The organism is Streptococcus sp. S784/96/1 (assembly GCF_902729355.1).
Lineage (GTDB): Bacteria > Bacillota > Bacilli > Lactobacillales > Streptococcaceae > Streptococcus > Streptococcus caledonicus.
In genome coordinates this window covers 1-19,399 of the sequence record NZ_CACVCC010000021.1, presented here as the reverse complement: position 1 = coordinate 19,399, position 19,399 = coordinate 1, and the positions used below count along the sequence as shown (strand labels likewise).

General features: G+C 38.5%; 16 protein-coding genes and 1 pseudogene. 4 read left to right on the top strand and 13 right to left on the bottom strand.

Annotated elements, in window-relative coordinates; genetic code table 11:
- Positions 1-281: 281 nt before the first annotated feature.
- From GZ996_RS07945 to metK, 5 genes are all read right to left on the bottom strand, one after another.
- Complete coding sequence (locus tag GZ996_RS07945) at positions 282-1,277, bottom strand: NAD(P)/FAD-dependent oxidoreductase (RefSeq protein ID WP_162011775.1); 996 nt, start codon at positions 1,275-1,277, stop codon at positions 282-284.
- A 9-nt stretch (positions 1,278-1,286) separates the two neighbouring features.
- Entirely contained in the window at positions 1,287-1,928 is a 642-nt protein-coding gene (locus tag GZ996_RS07940) for a YczE/YyaS/YitT family protein (protein ID WP_156807129.1), read from the bottom strand.
- The gene (gene trmD / locus GZ996_RS07935) at positions 1,921-2,646 is read right to left on the bottom strand and encodes a tRNA (guanosine(37)-N1)-methyltransferase TrmD (protein WP_156807128.1); all 726 of its coding nucleotides are present in this window, start codon (positions 2,644-2,646) and stop codon (positions 1,921-1,923) included. The genes GZ996_RS07940 and trmD overlap by 8 nt, the downstream gene beginning before the upstream one ends.
- Entirely contained in the window at positions 2,636-3,154 is a 519-nt protein-coding gene (gene rimM / locus GZ996_RS07930) for a ribosome maturation factor RimM (RefSeq protein WP_156807127.1), read from the bottom strand. Before rimM ends, trmD begins: the two co-directional genes overlap by 11 nt.
- A gap of 246 nt (positions 3,155-3,400) precedes the next feature.
- Entirely contained in the window at positions 3,401-4,591 is a 1,191-nt protein-coding gene (metK, locus tag GZ996_RS07925; protein ID WP_156807126.1) for a methionine adenosyltransferase, read from the bottom strand.
- A gap of 250 nt (positions 4,592-4,841) precedes the next feature.
- On the opposite strand from metK, the gene birA reads away from it, so the two are divergent.
- Entirely contained in the window at positions 4,842-5,780 is a 939-nt protein-coding gene (gene birA, locus GZ996_RS07920) for a bifunctional biotin--[acetyl-CoA-carboxylase] ligase/biotin operon repressor BirA (RefSeq protein WP_156807125.1), read from the top strand.
- A 54-nt stretch (positions 5,781-5,834) separates the two neighbouring features.
- Here birA and GZ996_RS07915 read toward each other — a convergent pair whose 3' ends face one another.
- The 8 genes and pseudogenes from GZ996_RS07915 to GZ996_RS07880 form a co-directional block, all read right to left on the bottom strand.
- Positions 5,835-7,412 carry an ATP-binding cassette domain-containing protein gene (locus GZ996_RS07915; protein WP_162011774.1) on the bottom strand — a complete coding sequence of 526 codons (1,578 nt, stop codon included), beginning with the start codon at positions 7,410-7,412 and terminating at the stop codon, positions 5,835-5,837.
- 8 nt (positions 7,413-7,420) lie between these two features.
- On the bottom strand, positions 7,421-8,974 hold the full coding sequence (locus GZ996_RS07910) for an ATP-binding cassette domain-containing protein (RefSeq protein WP_162011773.1): 1,554 nt from the start codon (positions 8,972-8,974) through the stop codon (positions 7,421-7,423).
- A 250-nt stretch (positions 8,975-9,224) separates the two neighbouring features.
- Positions 9,225-9,605 (bottom strand): hypothetical protein, encoded by a 381-nt coding sequence (locus tag GZ996_RS07905; protein ID WP_202922612.1) that lies wholly within the window; start codon positions 9,603-9,605, stop codon positions 9,225-9,227.
- Positions 9,606-9,678: 73 nt separating this feature from the next.
- On the bottom strand, positions 9,679-10,542 hold the full coding sequence (locus GZ996_RS07900; RefSeq protein WP_162011772.1) for a helix-turn-helix domain-containing protein: 864 nt from the start codon (positions 10,540-10,542) through the stop codon (positions 9,679-9,681).
- A gap of 327 nt (positions 10,543-10,869) precedes the next feature.
- A complete protein-coding gene (gene dnaX / locus GZ996_RS07895) occupies positions 10,870-12,540 on the bottom strand; it encodes a DNA polymerase III subunit gamma/tau (protein ID WP_162011771.1) in 1,671 nt (556 codons plus the stop codon).
- Positions 12,540-13,037 (bottom strand): GAF domain-containing protein, encoded by a 498-nt coding sequence (locus GZ996_RS07890; protein WP_162011770.1) that lies wholly within the window; start codon positions 13,035-13,037, stop codon positions 12,540-12,542. Before GZ996_RS07890 ends, dnaX begins: the two co-directional genes overlap by 1 nt.
- A 483-nt stretch (positions 13,038-13,520) precedes the next feature.
- Positions 13,521-13,796: an HU family DNA-binding protein gene (locus tag GZ996_RS07885; RefSeq protein ID WP_156807119.1), complete on the bottom strand. Its 276-nt coding sequence runs from the start codon at positions 13,794-13,796 to the stop codon at positions 13,521-13,523.
- A gap of 167 nt (positions 13,797-13,963) precedes the next feature.
- A pseudogene (locus GZ996_RS07880) lies at positions 13,964-14,976 on the bottom strand (IS30 family transposase).
- A gap of 289 nt (positions 14,977-15,265) precedes the next feature.
- Here GZ996_RS07880 and nrdH point away from each other — a divergent pair.
- The 3 genes from nrdH to nrdF all read left to right on the top strand — a co-directional run bounded on the left by nrdH (position 15,266) and on the right by nrdF (position 19,128).
- Positions 15,266-15,490, top strand: coding sequence for a glutaredoxin-like protein NrdH (gene nrdH / locus GZ996_RS07875; protein ID WP_162011769.1), 225 nt, complete (start codon positions 15,266-15,268; stop codon positions 15,488-15,490).
- 26 nt (positions 15,491-15,516) lie between these two features.
- Complete coding sequence (gene nrdE, locus GZ996_RS07870; RefSeq protein WP_161979802.1) at positions 15,517-17,676, top strand: class 1b ribonucleoside-diphosphate reductase subunit alpha; 2,160 nt, start codon at positions 15,517-15,519, stop codon at positions 17,674-17,676.
- 495 nt (positions 17,677-18,171) lie between these two features.
- On the top strand, positions 18,172-19,128 hold the full coding sequence (nrdF, locus tag GZ996_RS07865) for a class 1b ribonucleoside-diphosphate reductase subunit beta (protein WP_156807253.1): 957 nt from the start codon (positions 18,172-18,174) through the stop codon (positions 19,126-19,128).
- The last annotated feature ends 271 nt before the right edge of the window (positions 19,129-19,399 follow it).

The following is a 19,399-nucleotide window of genomic DNA, read 5'->3' as shown; positions in this document are numbered from 1 at the left end:
TCTGATTCAATGGTCTCCTATTTTAGTTTCATTCTACTATATTTCCTCACTTTTCTAAAACTCTAGAGATGAATACCTTTAATAACTAGAATGATCTAACTGAGCTAATCTCAAAAACTTTCCACTCGCTGTTCATCAGAGCTATGCTATACCTAAGATAGCAAAAGGAGCTGGACTGAATCCAACTCCTTTTTTGTGTTCTCATTATAAAGCATTGACCACTTTTTACAGACAAGAGTTAGTAAACGGATAACAAGATAAAACCGTCTCTCCTGTAACGTTTACTCATTGATCAACGATGTTGAGTGCACTGGACGGTTATCCTTGTCTGGGTGTGCATATTTGATGGCTTCGTTTACTGCAATCGGCGCTTCACCAAATCCTGTCGCAATCAGCTCAACTTTGCCTTCATAATCTGCGGCATCACCGATTGCAAAAACACCTTCTTGACTAGTTTCAAAGTTACGAGATACGTTAATTGAAGTGCGTTTGTAATCCACATTCCAATTTTTAAGATTTTTATTATTAGTTGAAAAGCCGAAGCTGACAATCAAAGCATCTAGTGGTAAATCAAGTGTTTCTCCTGATTTCACTTTTTGAACAGTCAAACTGGTCGTTCTGCCATTTTCCCCAGAAATTGAAAGAGGAACATAAGGAGTCAGTATCTCCACAGAAGAGTTTTCCATGACCTCTACACTGTGTTCATGAGCTCGAAAGCTATCTCGGCGGTGAACAATCGTGACACTCTCTGCGATACTTTCAAGGGCGTTTGCCCAGTCAACTGCTGAGTCCCCACCACCACAGATAACCACTTTTTTACCAGCAAACTGATCCAATTTGTGAACATTGTAGAAAATAGTCGTATCGGCATAACGGTCTTCACCGTCAACGCCCAAAGGACGTGGCGCAAAAGCACCATTACCGCACGCAATAATAATAGAACGGGATAAATGCTCTGCTTTATTGGTTTTAATGTGAAAAATACCATCAACCTTTTCAAAAGTCTGTACTTCTTCTTTAAGACAGATTGTCGTCTTGTCCTTAAAACGCTCTAACTGTTCCAGCAATTTCTCAGTTAATTCAGCACCTGTTGTGACTGGATAGCCTGGAATATCATAAATCTTCTTTTCAGGATAAAGAATGGCAGGCTGCCCACCAAGCTCTGATAGACTTTCAATAATCTGCACGTCCATGCCACGTAAGCCAGCATAGAAAGCTGCCCAAAGCCCAACAGGACCGCCACCAATAATCGTAATATCATGAATAGTCTGTGTCATAATCGCTCCTTACTTTTCTTGAATACGTTTAAATAATACTTCGGAATAAGGGTGAACAAGCGCAATTACACGACCGGTTAAAACCATTGCAATCACAGTACCAATACCAATCCCTAGAAACGGTTGACCGGCTAAAAAGCCAATGATTAGAGCTAGTAAAATATGCAGAGCATCTAAAAGATTTTTACCATAACCAAATCCTTTTTTAGCTACCAAACCAATCACATCCGCCAAAGCATCCGCAGGATTAGGAATTAACTGCATAGCAATCATAAGCGAAGCACCAATAGCAATTAAGACAACCGCCGAGATTAGAAAAATCCCTTGCAAGACAACCCCTTCGGCAGTTGGCATTAACCCATCAAAAACTTCAATAAAATAACTGGTCAACACACTTGCAATAAGCTGAAAAAGCTGGATAAGTCTAAATGTTTTTCCCAACAATATCGCCTGTAAAAGCAGCATCACACAGTAGGAAATAAAGCTCGTTATTCCCAGTGAGATACCAGACAATACCGTTGCAATATAAGGTAAAGTCGTCACCGGAGAAACCCCTAAAAGACTCTTGGTATTAAGCGTAATCCCCGCCGCTAAAATGACCACTCCAAGCAAATAGACAGCACACTGTGCCCAATTAATACGTTTATTCATCAATTTCCTCTTTTTTTATCTTTTCTAATAATTGTTTTTCTTCTTCAGTAAAATGGTACAGCTCAAGTAAATCTGGTCTGCGTTCCAGAGTTTTTCTGAGGCTTTGTTCCAAACGCCAAAGGCGGATATTTTCGTGATGCCCAGACATCAAGACATCAGGCACAGTCATGCCACGAAAATCATATGGACGGGTGTATTGTGGGTATTCCAAGAGGCCTGATGAGAAGCTATCATCCTGATGACTGGCCTCTTTACCAATCACATCTGGAATAAGGCGCACCGTCGCATCCACCATGGTCATCGCCGCAAGCTCACCACCCGTCAATACAAAATCTCCAAGAGAAATTTCATCCGTCACTAACGTTTTGATGCGCTCATCGTAGCCTTCATAGTGACCACAAATAAAAATCAACTCTTCTTCACTCGCTAATTCCTCAGCGTAGCTTTGATCAAAGGTACGTCCTGCTGGATCAAGGAGAATCACACGAGGATTTTTAGCTTGAATTTTTTCAATGGTATCAAAAATCGGCTGCGCACGCAGCAACATTCCTTGACCTCCACCATAAGGCTCATCATCCACATGACGAGCCTTTTCTGCATTTTCACGAAAATTATGGTAGGTGATCTCAAGCAATCCCTTTTCATTTGCCTTACCGACAATAGAATGCTCAAGCGGGGCAAACATCTCAGGAAATAGGGTCAGAATATCAATCTTCATCGTCTAACCCTTCCATGATCTCAACATCAACACGATTTCCTGCAACATCTACATTGAGAATCACTGGTGGAATGTATGGAAGCAACAAATCACGTTTTCCTTTGCGTTTAACCACCCAAACATCATTGGCTCCAGGTTGTAGAATTTCTTTTACTTGACCAATCAGAACATCATTTTCATAAACATCTAGACCGATGATTTCATGATAATAGAAATCACCCTCTTCTAATTCTGATAAATTTTCCTCAGCCACTTTGAGTGAAAATCCTTTGTACTTTTCAACATCATTGATATGGTAAAGTCCTTTGAATTTCACAATATCAAAGTTTTTTTGCTTACGATGACTTGCTACTTCGACTTCCATCACAAAGTTGTCCTTATCATCAAAAAGTGATAAGCGACTGCCTTTATTAAAACGTTCATCCGCAAAATCAGTGACACTCATCACACGCAACTCACCCTGTAACCCTTGGGTATTAACAATTTTTCCGACATTAAAATAATTCATTTTCTCTCTTCTTTTCTACTTGTAAATCATTATTTATTTTACCACGAGAACACCAAAAAAGCCAACCTTCATTAGCTTTCATCTTTTTCATTTATTCTAGTAAGTTTCAGTGAGTTTTACTTTATTTTTTCTAAAACAGATTTCAATGGTAGGCCATTCACTCTTATAGAAAGTGTTACTCCCCACCCCATCGCCTCTATTTAAAAGAGGCAGGGAAAAGTGTCCCAACCTCATATCTAAACGCTATTATTCTGCTACTGCTGCTTTCAGAGCATCTACCTTATCCAAATTTTCCCATGGAAGGTTGATATCTGTACGTCCCATGTGTCCATAAGCTGCTGTTTGTTTATAGATTGGGCGTTTAAGATCAAGCATCTTAATGATACCTGCTGGACGGAGGTCAAAGTTTTCACGCACCGCTTTTTCCAAAGCAGCTTCAGAAACTGTTGCCGTACCAAAAGTATCTACACGCACAGATACTGGATGAGCTACACCAATGGCATAAGCCAATTGAACTTCTGCTTTCTTAGCGAGACCTGCTGCTACGATATTTTTAGCGATGTAACGTGCCGCATAAGAAGCAGAGCGGTCAACTTTAGTAGCATCCTTACCAGAGAAGGCACCACCACCGTGACGAGAATAACCACCGTAAGTATCCACAATGATTTTACGTCCTGTCAAACCAGAATCTCCTTGAGGCCCACCGATAACAAAGCGTCCTGTTGGATTGATAAAGAATTTTGTGTCTTCATCAAGATATTCTGTTGGAATAACAGCTTTAATGACTTGGTTAATCACATCTTCACGAATTTGCTCGTTTGTCGCTTCTGGATCATGTTGTGTAGAGATAACAACTGTGTCCACGCGCACTGGTTGATCATTTTCATCATATTCCACTGTAACTTGAGATTTTGCATCTGGACGAAGGTAAGAAATCGCACCTGATTTACGAAGCTCTGCTAATTTACGAACCAATTGGTGTGATAATGAAATTGGAAGTGGCATTAATTCTGGTGTCTCATCAATGGCAAAACCAAACATAAGACCTTGGTCACCTGCACCAATCAAGCTAAGTTCATCTTTTTCCCCATCACGTACTTCAAGAGCTTCATTAACCCCTTGAGCAATATCTGGTGATTGTTCAATCAACGACGGATGTACGCCAACAGAATCTGCCGCAAAGCCATATTCTGCATTGTTATAACCGATTTCAGCAATCGTCTCACGAACAACTTTGTTAATATCAACATAAGCTGTCGTCGAAATTTCACCAAAAACATGAACAGAACCTGTATAAACAGCTGTTTCTGCTGCAACATGTGCTTCTGGATCTTGCTCTAAAATCGCATCTAAAATCGCATCTGAAATTTGGTCTGCAATCTTATCCGGATGTCCTTCCGAAACTGACTCAGACGTGAAAAGTTTACGTTCTGACATAAAAATGTCCCCCTTTAATAAAAATCTCGTAGATCTCCTTGAACGATAAAGAACACTACGCGTTACTAGGTTACAAAGCACTAGCTATAAACCAGTTGAAGTCTCACAACAGAAGAAACAATCACTAGCATACAACTACCTTTTCGGGACTTAATAACGTTATTATTCTAACATAGATAACTCATTTTGGCTATTAAAATCTTCTCATTTAAAACTACCAAAATCAATCTTTTTATACTATACTAGACTTATGAAAACATACGAAAAAATTTTTGAGGCACTTTACGAGAAAAAAGACTTTATCACCGGTGAAAGTCTGGCTCAATCCTTGCAAGTGTCTCGCACAGCTATTTGGAAAGCTATAAAAACTCTTGAAGAACAAGGCATTACGATAGAAACCAGTAAAGGAAAAGGCTATCGCTGGGTATCTGGTGATCTCTTAATTCCAGATAAAATCACTTCTAAAACTGGTCTTCCTGTGACTTTTGTACAAAGCAGCGCTTCTACCCAATTAGATGCCAAGCAAGGCATGGACAATGGCAACTCCTCTCCTAGACTCTATCTGGCGGGTAATCAAACCGCAGCTCGTGGGCGAATGGGACGCCAATTTTTTGCTGAAAAAAATGGTGGCATTTACATGAGTTTGCACATTAAGCCAAATGTAGCCTTTGATCAGCTACCGACCTATACGCTCATGGTAGCAAGTGCAACAGTCCGAGCTATTCACCGCCTAACCGGTAAAGATTGTGACATCAAATGGGTCAACGATATTTATTTTGAAGGTAAAAAAATTGTTGGTATCTTAACAGAGGCCGTTTCCTCAATTGAGACTGGTACCATTACAGATGTTATCATTGGTGTAGGGATTAATTTCCATCTTAAAGATATTCCAAGCGATCTCAAGCAGAAAGCTGGTAGTCTCTTTTCAGATGATTTGCCTACGATTACACGAAACGATCTCATTAGTGAAATCTGGCATATCTTTTCAACCATTCCAGAACATGATTTGTACAAGGTCTACCGTGATAAATCATTAGTATTAGATAGGCATGTCACTTTCACACAAAATGGGCAGGATTATTCAGGTATTGCCCAAGATATTACTCCAAACGGTGGCCTCCTTGTTGAATTAGATTCTGGTGGCATGATGGAAATTTCTAGTGGGGAAGTTAGCTTAACATCGTGGTAATAACTATAATTCAAATCAAAAAGCCTAAAATTTGGTCACATCCGACCAAGGATTTTAGGCTTTTTTGTATGATGTTAACTCAATTTCTCCATCATAGACAAAATCATCATCAATATGGTGGGCAATTTCAATAACGGTAACTGGTAGATTAAATAGCAGATTTCGTATGTTCTTAGCATTTTGAGCATCCAGCGGTGCTGTCACCTCATCTGCAAGAAGCACATCTTTTTGTCTAATCAGATTTCGTGCAATTTCAAGGCGTACCTTTTGTCCCCCAGAAATATTTTCCCCATTATTAACAATTTGATAGTCTAAAATATTATCAAACTCAGCTGTCAAACCAACTTGCTCAAGCTTTTCTAATAATAGCTCATCAGAAAACTCAGCTCCCAATGTCAAATTATAGCGAATGCTATCATTAAAAAGATAAGGTGACTGTGCAATCAAACCAATACGCTGATGATTGTCTGCCATTACCTGACCATTTTTAGTCACCATCTCGATAGAGCCTTCGTCAGGCTTCAATTCTTGTGAGATTAACTTAAAAAAGGTTGATTTACCAGAACCACTCGGTCCTTTTATCAAATATTTTTTTCCTTTCTCAAAGCGATAAGTGAGGTTTGAAAAGAGTCTTCTGCCTGCAAAGGATTTCGTTAATTGATGACATGCTAAGGCTTCAAAATCTTCATTAGTAAGAGACCGCTCCTGCTCTTTAGGAATAGGCTGGGCTAATATCTGGTCAAATGTGTCAGAAATGGATTTTGCTCCTTTGAGCCTAAAAATATCGTTAACAATATTCATCAATGGCTGCTCCAGACGTGTTGCTGCAATAAACATGGCAATTAAATCTGTCACTTGTACGCTAGTTCCTGCTGCTATGAGTACCAGTCCTAAAAAGATTGGGAGAAACTGAGACACAAAGAGCATCAGATTGGCTAAAAAGGCAAAGAAAGATTGATAAATTCCAAATGTTTGTCGTGAATCTTCGTAGCGTGTTGACTGGTTTTGAACATTTTTAAGACCAGAAGAAAGGGCTTGATTATGAACTAACGTTGGCCTTCCAACAACGGCATCGCTCACTAAACTCAGTAATTTCTGTCTCTCTGATGCTTGCTCGTCCCCTTTTCGCTCTGCTATTTTACTAATCCTCAGTTGAACAACTAAGAAAATAAAGGAACAGGCAATAAACAGCAAACCAATCGGTATATTTTTTACCAAGAGGTAGATGCTAAGTAATAGGAAATTACTAATGTGTGCAACAAGGAGAATACTTGGACTAATATGATTCCAGAGATAATATTCAACATCTTGTGTTAAAAGGGAAATCTTCTGTTCATTCCCAATCTCCTGATGCCCCAATATCAAACGCTTGTAAAGATCAAGGCGAATGTTACCGCAGCCAATGGTCATAATCTGATTGATCAAGAGATTAGCGATAAACATGACAGCATATAAGAGCAAGTAGAGTGTCAATCCATAGACCAAAAACTCCCATGTTTCTTTACGACTATTTAACGCTGTAAGGTCAAAGATTTTATCTGTCATCAAGGGTTCAATGAGAAAGACAAAACTGTTTAAGATACAGGCGATAAGGGTTAAGGTCACTAAAAATTTATTAAAATACTTAAACATCTCATCACCTACAACTCTATCACAGCATCATAAACGATTGTTTCGTCCACATGATGAGCCACTTCAATAATGGTTATGGGCAGTGAAAAAATCAACTCTCTGACACGATGAGCATTCTCTTTATCAAGTGCTGCTGTCACTTCGTCAAGCAGTAAAACATCCTTCTGGCGCAGTAAAAAGCGTGCTAATTCTATGCGCACTCGCTGACCACCTGAAACATTGCTGCCGTTATTTTCAATGTTGGAGTCTAAGCCGTCTGGTAGCTCTTCAAGCAGGTGGACTTGATTTAACACCCTAATCATCTCGTCATGAGAAAAGGTCTGATTTAGACAGATATTTTCTTCCAAGGTGCCATTAAAGAGAAAGGGTGACTGACTGACCATGCCAATATTCGCTTGATAAGAGTTAAATAACTGATTGTCATCCGTCACAAGAGCGACTTGTCCTGAATCGACAGCTTCACCTTTAATGATATTTAAGAGGGTGGTTTTTCCTCGTCCACTAGCTCCCGTGATGAGATATTTCTTCCCTTTTTCAAAGGTGTAGGAGAAATCTTTCAAAATAGTCTTGTCTCCATAGGATTTTGTGATATTTTGCAAAATCAGAGCTTTAAAATCTGGAATATAGGAGACTTCCTCCTCATTAACAACCTTATCCATTAGATTATAGATTTTTGTCTTGATAGAATGAGCAGCTTGCATGTCAAAAGTGGCATACATCATATTTTGAAGAGGACTTGACAGGCTATTTGAAGCGATAAACATGGCAACCAGAGATGATACTGGAATATGACCAAAAACATTTGGGAATAAAAAATAAATTCCAATTGGTAGCACACGTCCTAAAAACTGTGTCAAACCATTACAGAAAAAGAGGAAATTAGATAGGTAATAATAATTTCGGCGGGCAGTTTCATAAGTCAGTACCTGATGTTTCAATTTTCCATAGGTCGTTGCAAATGCTTGATGATGTAACAAGGTGCTTCCACCATTGACAAAGTCCATAATGAGAGCCATGGAACGCTCTCGCTCCTCGCTCTGCTTTTGACCAAGAGTATCCGCCATTTTACTTAAAAGCACTTGTGGTAATGGGCGTAAAAGAGAGCCTAAAATAAACAGAAGCGCTAGAACAGGATTTAAGGTGAATAAATAAACTGATACAACTACGAAAATCATCCCATTTTTGGGCAAACGCATGACCTGAGTCACGTAATTGTCATAGAAAAATTCTAAATCTTGACTGAGAAAATTGGTCGTCTCATGGTGGTCTATTGACTCCTTCGCTAAGAGGAGCGTCTTTGTCAATTTATCCCGCAAAGCTAACATGATGCGTTTACAAGACACATTATAAACAACATTTGCCCCAAATTCTAAACCATAAAATAGCAGATAAGTCAACAATCCTACGACAAACAGTTTCCCAAGCGATTCAAAGTCCGTTACCCTATCAATCGTCATGACTTTTTGAATGACTAATGACTGTAAAATACTAGAGAAAGCCCCTAATATAAAGACCACAAGGGCAAAATAACGGAATTTACCAAGATAGGAAAGTAATTTCATATCATCTCCTCTAAATAAAGAAATTAGCTAGGAAAGGTTAGCTAACTAGTTACAAGCTACTTACCACAGATAAAATTCGGACAAAATCCGTTACCTGGTTTTTCAACAGCTGAAGTTGGGTCATATTTTTTATTTTCTTTTATAATCATGGTTAATTCCTCCAAAAATTTAATTTATATCAAGGATATCGTTATAAGATTTGGTAAGAATAAAAAGTGAAAAATCCTTTTGCATTCTCTCTTTATAAAGTCTACACAACCTTTCCCTCGGATAATAGTTTATCCGCGAATGTTACAATAGCATCTTCTACTTCTGGAGACATTGAAATATTTTCAAATTTTTCATAACAATATTTACATCTAAAGTTGCAATCTCCATGAGTTAGAATTGTAAATTCTAGCAATTTATCATCTTCGTTTTTAATTCTATCTAGCGTATCTTGTAACTCATTTTCTTCCCGTTGATAATGATATGATGTTAAATAATCATAATATTGCATTTTTGTTATTGCATCACATTCTATTTTTCGTAATAATTCATTCGTTATGAAAAAAGAATGATTATTTTTGGTATTGTAATATACATTTCCGCCTGAAAGAGATTTACTTAAAATATAATGTGACATTTCCATAACGAAACCTCCTTTATCACGCTTTAAGTATATCACTCTGAAAAACTTTAAATTTCTTTCCCATATCTGCTGATTAGCTATGTTCTCCTAAAATTTTTTCTAAATGCCCTTCGTAAGTTTTGGATAAGTGGTTACTTCCTGCTAATTTCATTGCAGCGATACACTTTCTCATTTCAATAATTGCTTTACAATCCTTCTCTTTTGTATAGTGATACAGATGTTGTGCATACTGAAACGCCAATCGCTCATAAATTTCAGTCTCAGTGAAAAAGCATTGGTTTAGTTGTTTTTCAAAATACAGAGCATCCAGAAATTTTCCTCTCTCAACACATGTGATATATCCGTTTAATAACATTGATGAGATTAATCGTCTATTATTTGGAATTTCTTTATAGAAATCAGAACGCCTAGACATTTCTCTAGCCAAAACCATGAAAACATCATGTTTTAGGACATCTAAAGTATTTGAAAAAATCAAAAGTTCATAATATCCCCAATATTCCACACTAATAAGATAATCGGTTAGATACGATAAATCACCACTAGAATAATAAGCTTCTCCTGATAAATCTTGTAAGCGAATTTTTAATAAAATGATATTAAGCTTATGAAATTTCTCTTGTTTAGGATTTGACTCCATTTGGGAATAGAGTAATTTTTTCAACCCATCAACATCATGATTAGATACAAAATGCCTAACCTTTGACAAAAGTTCATTGAGTTCATCCCTATGAAAATCATGCACAGCATACATAAATTCGTCAATAGGCATGTTAATTTCATCTAAGATAAGCATGAACTTAGAAATGGTTAAATCTGTCTCTCCTTTTTCAAATCGAGATAGCTGGGACGTTGATATACCAGCCTTTGCAACATCTTTTAACTTTAATCCTCGCGATTCTCGAAACTTTTTAAAAATTTCTCCAAAATTTTTCATATCACACCTCAATCACGCATATATGGGAATTTTTTGATTTTTAACATTTTATCATAAAATAGAAAAAAATAAAAGTGAGGTATTTCACATGAAAAAACAAAAACTGCTTCCCATTATCGTTGTTAGATAATCACAATCTCTATTAAAGGTATCTACTAAAAATTATCATTTCTTAATCACACTAATAAATGAAGCTGGCAAAAACTTAAATGTTAGTCTTGCAATAAAAAAAGTAAACAATATAAAACGGCTTAGAGTGATGTTGTCAAGAAACGTCACTCTAAGCCATTCTCTGTTTTTAAGCTTTTTCTAGCCTCATCTATTCTCTTAATCTTCCACAATCTCAACTTTATCTGTCAAGTAAGCAAATTCTTCTGGTAGTACTGGTTCTTCTGCGACACTTTCTTCCGATTCCGTACGTTGTGCTTTCATTTTTTGAGCAAATTCTGCACGAATCTCATTGAAGTCTTGGCGTGGCACTGCCATAATTTGCGGAGAAAAGCCTGCTGCTTTACTCATAATATTGCCAAACATGGCATTGAGATTTTCTCGCTTCATGGCCTGTTCTGCGTTAAATGCCGCATCAAAGGCTAAAATAGCATTTTCCGAGTTGGCAAGAACTGGCTCTGACCCCAATAACAAGGCCCTATCTTGAGCCGAGATGCTATCTAAAATCTCATTCCACGCACCCTTTAATGCCTCAAGATACTCACGCGAGCGTTGGCTATCCGCAACTGTTTCTTCCATGATCGTTATGATTTTGACACGGTCCACTTTGAAGGCGATAGCACTTTTCTTGGTTTGAGGTTTTGGAGCAATGGCAGAGCTAGGATTTGCAATCCCTTGTGATAATTGTTTTTTCAGCTCAGCGATTTCTGAACGTAGCTGATTAAGCTCTGCTTCTAAGTTTTCTGGAATCTCCGTTTGAACTGCTTTGCTATTGTCCCCTAAACGAATGGTCATCATCTCTGCATAAATCTTAGGATGTGTACCTGTTTTAATCTCAGGCAAGCTAGTCGTAACCGTATCAATCATAGCAAATAGCTGACTTTGAGGAATATTTAGGTTTTCAGTAAACTGCTCCGTCTGACGATTGGCTTGTCCACCGGTTTGAACAATTAGCAAATCACGAAGGTAAGTCAACAAATCCGTCGCAAAGCGACTCATGGATTTACCACTGTCAAAGAGGGTCTCCAAGTTCTCAAGCGCCTCTGTCACCTGATGGTAACGAATATTTGTCACATAATCATCAAGTGCCACAAGTCCAATCGATCCCGTAATTTCTTCTGCAATGGCAACTGTCACTTGGTTATCTGGTGCCAAACTCAATGCTTGATCAAGAATCGAGAGAGCATCACGCATACCTCCTTCAGCACGTCGAGCAATAATCACTAAGGCATCATCTTCATAAGAAATACCTTCTTTGGTTAAAATCCTTGCCAAATGTTGTTTAATAGCGACCTGCTTAATGGACTTAAATTCAAATCGTTGCACACGAGATAAGATGGTTGCTGGAATCTTGTGCAGTTCTGTCGTAGCCAAAATGAATACAACATTCTCAGTCGGCTCTTCCAAAGTTTTCAAGAGAGCATTAAAAGCCCCCGTTGATAACATATGAACCTCGTCAATGATATAAACCTTGTATGTCGCTCGACTTGGAGCATAGGTAGATTTATCACGGATGTCGCGAATTTCATCAACCCCATTATTTGAAGCAGCATCAATTTCAATGACATCTTCTAGGCTACCATTGGTAATATCTTGGCAAATATCACAAGTATTGCAAGGCTCCCCATCTACTTGATTAGGGCAGTTCATTGCCTTAGCAAAGATTTTCGCGGCAGAAGTTTTACCAGTCCCACGAGGTCCAGAAAAAAGATAAGCATGGCTAATTTTCCCAGAAGCAACAGCTTGTTTTAAAGTCGTAGAAATAACCTCTTGTCCAACCATTTCATCAAAGGCTTGACTGCGGTATTTTCGATAAAGTGCTTGATACATTAACCTTCTACTCCAAACATATCAAAGTTAAAATGCGTTTTTTCCAGTAAAATAGCAACAAATTTTTCCAAATACTCCTGATCAATAGCATCATAATCCGCTACCAAACGTGAATCCAAATCAAGGACACCGACCAACTTTCCATCTTTAACCATTGGAACAACAATTTCTGACATGGCTTCACTATCGCAGGCGATATAGTTCTCATGTTTAGTCACATCATCTACAATCAATGTTTCACGTTTCTCGGCAGACTCACCACAAACACCTTTACCTAGAGCAATATGAACACAAGAAACACCACCTTGAAAAGGCCCTAAAATCAATTCTTGACCATTAAAAAGGTAAAAACCTGTAAACACAGAATTTGGCAAAGTCACGCGCAACATAGCAGAAGCATTTGACAAATTCGCCAAAGCATTTGTCTCATTGGCAAAAAGACCCTCTGCCAGCATTAACAATAATTCATAATTCTCAATTTTTTGCTTAGTATTCATAGAACTATTATAGCACATACTGGTCTAATTTTAAGGTAAAAAGGTAGATTATCATTAAAGTAAGAACAATAGAATAGTATAAAAGGGGATTATAGTCCTGCAACTAAAACTCAGCCAATCTAATGAAAAGCCACTATTTGATGAATTGATACTAAACCTCTTACTCTAACCTTAAAAAAATGAAATGTTACTGACATCATGGAAACTTACTGATTTTATGCCCCTTTCATAAGTGAGCCTGTGATCTCGCACTGGTTTATCACAGACTCTGTTTTCCCACCTCCAAGTATCGCTCCCCCGATACTTGGAGCCCCTAAACACAAAAAAAGCCTACTGCACAACGTAGAAACGTTGATACAATAGGCGTCAAATAGATTAGCTAACTGTTTTCAAAACAAAAGACCAGAACTATCTCTGGTCTTCTTATCCCTTCACTTCTTATTTCTAGGCTCAGGGGCTAAAACTGTCCACTGGACAGTTTTACTATTTTACAGCGTCTTTAAGTGCTTTACCAGCTTTGAATGCTGGAACTTTTGATGCTGCGATTGTGATTTCTTCACCAGTTTGTGGGTTGCGACCTGTACGTGCTGCACGCTCACGAACTTCAAAATTACCGAATCCGATAAGTTGAACTTTCTCACCTGCTGCAAGGTAGTCTGCAACTGCTGCAAAAACAGCATCTACAGCTGCTGCTGAGTCTTTTTTAGTCAATGAAGTGCTTTCTGCAACTTTTGCGATCAAATCTTGTTTGTTAGCCATGTTAACAAATCCTCCAATTTTTTTTGAGCTTATGCTCTAACAAGAACTATCATAACTTAAAACCGCTTGGTAGTCAAGCTTTAGAAGTCATTTCATGCAACTTTAAAAAAAATCGCGCATTATCAAGTCAAGTGCCACAAGTTCGTGGGTAGACTAGTATTCCATTTTTAGGCTGTTTGGGCTATCCCAAACAGAAAATCTGCAGTTTTATAGTGGTGAAGTCGTCTAGGTCTATTAGTGATAGCAGAGACATAATGATTAAGTTCTTCTGTTGTCAGTGGTTTTAGAGAGATACTTTTTGGGAGAAACTTTCTCAAAAGAACGTTGAAGTTTTCATTAGTCCCTCTTTCATGCGAAGAATAAGGATGGGCAAAGTATATATCAACTCCATGTAAGTCTGACAAACTACTAAACTCTGAACCATTGTCCGACGTAATCGAAAGAATAGGATAGTCTAAAAGAAGTTCCTTAACTGTAGCGTTAATCGGCTCTGCTTGCTTATTCGGCAATTGACAAGCCAGGGCAAATCGAGTCTGGCGTTCTACCAAGGTCATAACAACAGCTTCACCCCTGGTTTTCTTACCGAGTACAAGGTCAATCTCCCAGTGGTCAAACGTAGAACGGTCGTTAATTGACTCAGGACATTCTTCTATGGAATTGCCTAGGATTTTCTTTGCGACCTTAGATGTGACTTTAGACCGTTTTCGGATACTCACCATCTTAGGTAAATCAATTGGTTTAATCGTCAACAGGCCATCTTTGATGTAACGGTACACTGTTTTGGTTGAAGGAATGACTTCAAACGGATGTTCCTCTTTGTAGGTTTGGACAAAGGTATAGATACTGTGGCAGCTAGGTTGGGATTTCAAAGTCTTGTCCAACTTCTCAAAGAAGGTCTTGGAACAATCTCCTAGTTTGCAATAAGTACTATTTTGTCGATTGGTCTCATAGACACGTTGACCACTGTCTGGAAAGTAGACATTTGAGTATAAGAGTTTTCCATTCTTATCTTGAACTTGAGTGACGCTGCCACGCGACTGATCGTCGAGCGATGAGGACCTAGAAGGCGAGCAATCTCAGCGGTTTTCTTCCCCATCTTGAGATAGGCACTAATTTCACCTCGCTCAGGGGCTGAGAAATGAGAACAACGCGACTTTTTGGTAGAATAATTAGTGGACATGTTCATCTGCTTTCTATACTGAGTTGGGGGGAATTCTAGTATATCAGACTAACATGTCTTTTCTGTTGCACTTCATTTTACAACGCGGGTTTTAAAAAAATTTAATGATTCACAAGATACCATCCATTTATCTTTTTCGCTTTCTACATTATAAAGAACGAATAAACCACTATATATAGGGGCAATAGAATTAACCTTGTACCATATTTTGTGTTTTTTAAGTTTTTTAAGTTGCAATTTCTGAAAATTTTGGTATCCTAATAAGGTATCATTTTTAGGAGAAATTGAAATGGCAAAAATTACTGTTTATTCAAAAAATAATTGCATGCAATGCAATATGACTAAAAAATTCTTGACAAATGCTGGTGCAGATTTTGAAGAAATCAACATTGATGAACATCCAGAAAAAATCGACTACGTTAAAGGGCTTGGTTTCACAGCTGCTCCAGTAATCGAAGCTGGTGACATCGTCTTTTCAGGGTTCCAACCCTCAAAATTAAAAGAAATCGTTTAATCACAATTAGAAGGAACTAAAGCAAGATGAGTCTTAAAGAACTTGGCGATGTATCCTACTTCCGCCTTAATAATGAAATCAACCGTCCTGTAAATGGGCAAATCATGTTGCACAAAGATAGAGAGGCCCTTAGTGCTTTCTTTACTGAAAATGTTATCCCAAACACGCTAACATTTGAAAGCATGATGGCTAAAATCAATTACTTGATTGAGCATGACTATATTGAGACTGCCTTTATCAGCAAGTACTCTCCTGATTTTATTGAGCAACTGGCAGCTGATTTAAAAGCTGAAAACTTCCAATTTAAGTCTTTCATGGCAGCGTATAAGTTCTATCAGCAATACGCTTTAAAAACCAACGACGGGGACTTCTACTTGGAAAGTATTGAAGACCGTGTCATGTTCAACGCCCTCTATTTTGCAGATGGTAATGAAGAATTGGCACATGACTTGGCGATGGAAATGATTCATCAGCGTTACCAACCAGCAACACCATCATTCTTGAATGCTGGACGTAGCCGTCGTGGTGAACTCGTTTCTTGTTTCTTGATTCAAGTTACTGACGATATGAACTCAATCGGACGTTCCATCAACTCTGCTCTGCAATTATCCCGTATCGGTGGAGGGGTTGGTATCAGTCTCAATAACCTTCGTGAAGCTGGTGCACCTATTAAAGGTTACGCTGGTGCTGCTTCCGGGGTTGTCCCTGTTATGAAACTCTTTGAAGACAGTTTCTCTTACTCTAACCAACTAGGACAACGTCAAGGGGCTGGTGTGGTTTACCTTAATGTCTTCCACCCAGATATTATCGCTTTCTTATCAACAAAAAAAGAAAATGCCGATGAAAAAGTCCGTGTTAAAACCCTCTCACTCGGTGTGACTGTTCCAGATAAATTCTATGAATTGGCTCGCAACAATGAAGACATGTACCTGTTCAGCCCTTATACCGTTGAAAAAGAATATGGTATTCCATTCAACTACATTGACATCACTGAGATGTACGATGAACTCGTTGCTAATCCAAGAATTACCAAAACAAAGATTAAAGCTCGTGATCTTGAGACTGAAATTTCAAAACTTCAACAAGAATCAGGTTACCCTTACATTATCAATATTGACACGGCTAACCGCTCAAATCCTGTTGATGGTAAAATCATTATGTCTAACCTATGCTCTGAAATCCTTCAAGTTCAGACAGCTAGTGAACTTAACGATGCTCAAGAATTCTTGAAGATGGGAATGGATATTTCATGTAACCTTGGTTCAACAAACATCATCAACATGATGACTTCTCCAGACTTTGGAAAATCAATCAAAGCCATGACGCGCGCGCTAACATTTGTCACAGACAGTTCAAGCATAGATGCTGTGCCAACAGTAAAATACGGTAACAGCCAGGCTCATACCTTCGGTCTTGGTGCCATGGGACTTCACTCATACCTTGCGACACACCATATCGAATATGGCTCACCTGAATCTATTGAGTTTACAGATATCTACTTTATGCTGATGAATTATTGGACACTTGTAGAATCTAATAATATTGCCCGCGAACGTGGCGTGACATTTGCTAATTTTAAGAAATCTGCTTATGCTGATGGCTCTTACTTTGACAAGTATGTTACAGGTCAATTTGTTCCGAAATCAGATTTAGTCAAAGAGCTTTTCAAAGATCATTTTATTCCTCAAGCAGAGGACTGGGAAGCCCTTCGCCAAGCGGTTATGGCAGATGGTCTTTACCACCAAAACCGTCTAGCAGTTGCTCCGAACGGTTCTATTAGCTATATCAATGATTGCTCTGCTTCTATTCACCCAATCACACAACGTATTGAAGAACGCCAAGAGAAGAAAATCGGTAAAATTTACTACCCAGCTTATGGTTTGTCAACGGATACTATTCCATACTACCAATCAGCTTATGATATGGATATGCGTAAAATGATTGATGTCTATGCTGCGGCTACCGAGCATGTTGACCAAGGTCTCTCAATGACTCTCTTCATGCGAAGTGAACTCCCTGCCGGACTTTACGAATGGAAGACTGAAAGCAAGCAAACCACACGTGACCTCTCTATTCTCCGTAACTACGCCTTCAATAAAGGTGTTAAATCCATCTACTATGTTCGTACATATACAGATGATGGCGAAGAAGTTGGTGCTAACCAATGTGAAAGCTGTGTGATTTAATCACCTTATATCTCTGAACACATAAAAGGGGCAAAGACCATCACGTCTCTGCCTCTTCCTTTGTCTCATCATCTTATACTAATCCATTTAAACATCACTTTTTGGGTTTCTTTCTAAAAGCAAGGCTTTTGTGTAACGCCAAAAGCGATAGCCTAGCCAAATGGCAATGGCTAGGCTAACAATAGCCACTAAGATAATGGCCCAGTTCCCTTCTCCCTTTAGAATAGCCGAAAATAGTTGAACAGTTAGCCAACTAAATATAAGGGTACTGATTAGCCATACGGTGTAAATTCCCCCTCTTAGCTCTCCCAGAAAAACTATTCCCCTTAGGTTGCTCTAGCAACTAACGATCACTTATGAAAATGAAGACTCCTAAGATGAACTCCATTATAATCTCTAGTAACACTAATCGTTTACCTCAACTTCTCTCTTTTCCTTATCATAACAAATTATGATATGATATAATAAACAAATAAAATTAAAAAGGAATCACTCATGAACTACTATAGCGCCATTAACTGGAACGAAATTGAAGACGTTATCGACAAATCGACTTGGGAAAAATTAACTGAGCAATTCTGGCTCGATACTCGTATCCCACTGTCAAACGACCTTGACGATTGGCGTAAACTTAGCGCAGATGAAAAAGATTTGGTTGGTAAAGTCTTTGGAGGCCTAACCCTCCTAGACACAATGCAGTCCGAGTCAGGTATTGATGCGATCCGTGCAGATGTCCGAACGCCTCATGAAGAAGCTGTTCTGAACAATATCCAATTCATGGAATCTGTTCACGCTAAATCTTACTCTTCGATTTTTTCAACCTTAAACACGAAAAAAGAAATCGAAGATATCTTTGAATGGACAAACAATAACGAATTTCTGCAAAAAAAAGCTGAAATCATCAACGAAATTTATAAAAACGGTGATGCCCTTCAGAAAAAAGTAGCTTCTACCTATCTTGAAACCTTCCTTTTCTACTCAGGTTTCTTTACGCCACTCTACTACCTCGGTAATAACAAATTGGCTAACGTTGCTGAAATTATTAAACTGATTATTCGTGACGAATCTGTACACGGTACCTATATCGGTTATAAATTCCAACTCGGTTTTAATGAATTGTCAGAAGAAAAACAAGCTGAATTCCGTGAATGGATGTATGACCTCCTCTACGAACTTTATGAAAATGAGGAGAATTATACCAAATCACTTTATGATACCGTCGGCTGGACTGAAGAAGTGATGATTTTCTTGCGCTACAATGCCAATAAAGCCCTTATGAATCTTGGTCAAGATCCTCTTTTCCCAGATACTGCCGATGATGTCAACCCAATTGTCATGAATGGTATTTCCACAGGAACGTCTAACCACGACTTCTTCTCTCAAGTAGGTAATGGTTATCTTCTTGGTACGGTTGAAGCCATGAAAGATGATGATTATAACTACGGATTGTGATAAATACAAGGTAAGCGCCCAATAACAGAGTATATTGAAAACGTTCCAAAATCTTAACTGACTTTGGAACGTTTTTGCTTGCAGTGGTGTTGAATGGTTTTATTCCATGGTAAATAACCTTCTAGAACCTCTTCTTTTGCGAGGGTCTTCTCATTTGGAAGATGTTCTAGAAGATGGGTGATGTATTTTTCAGTATTCAAGTCCGTGGCGCTTGGCCGTCTCCAGTAAACTCATGATGATAGCTGTTGACTTGGCGCCCTCAAAACTTTGA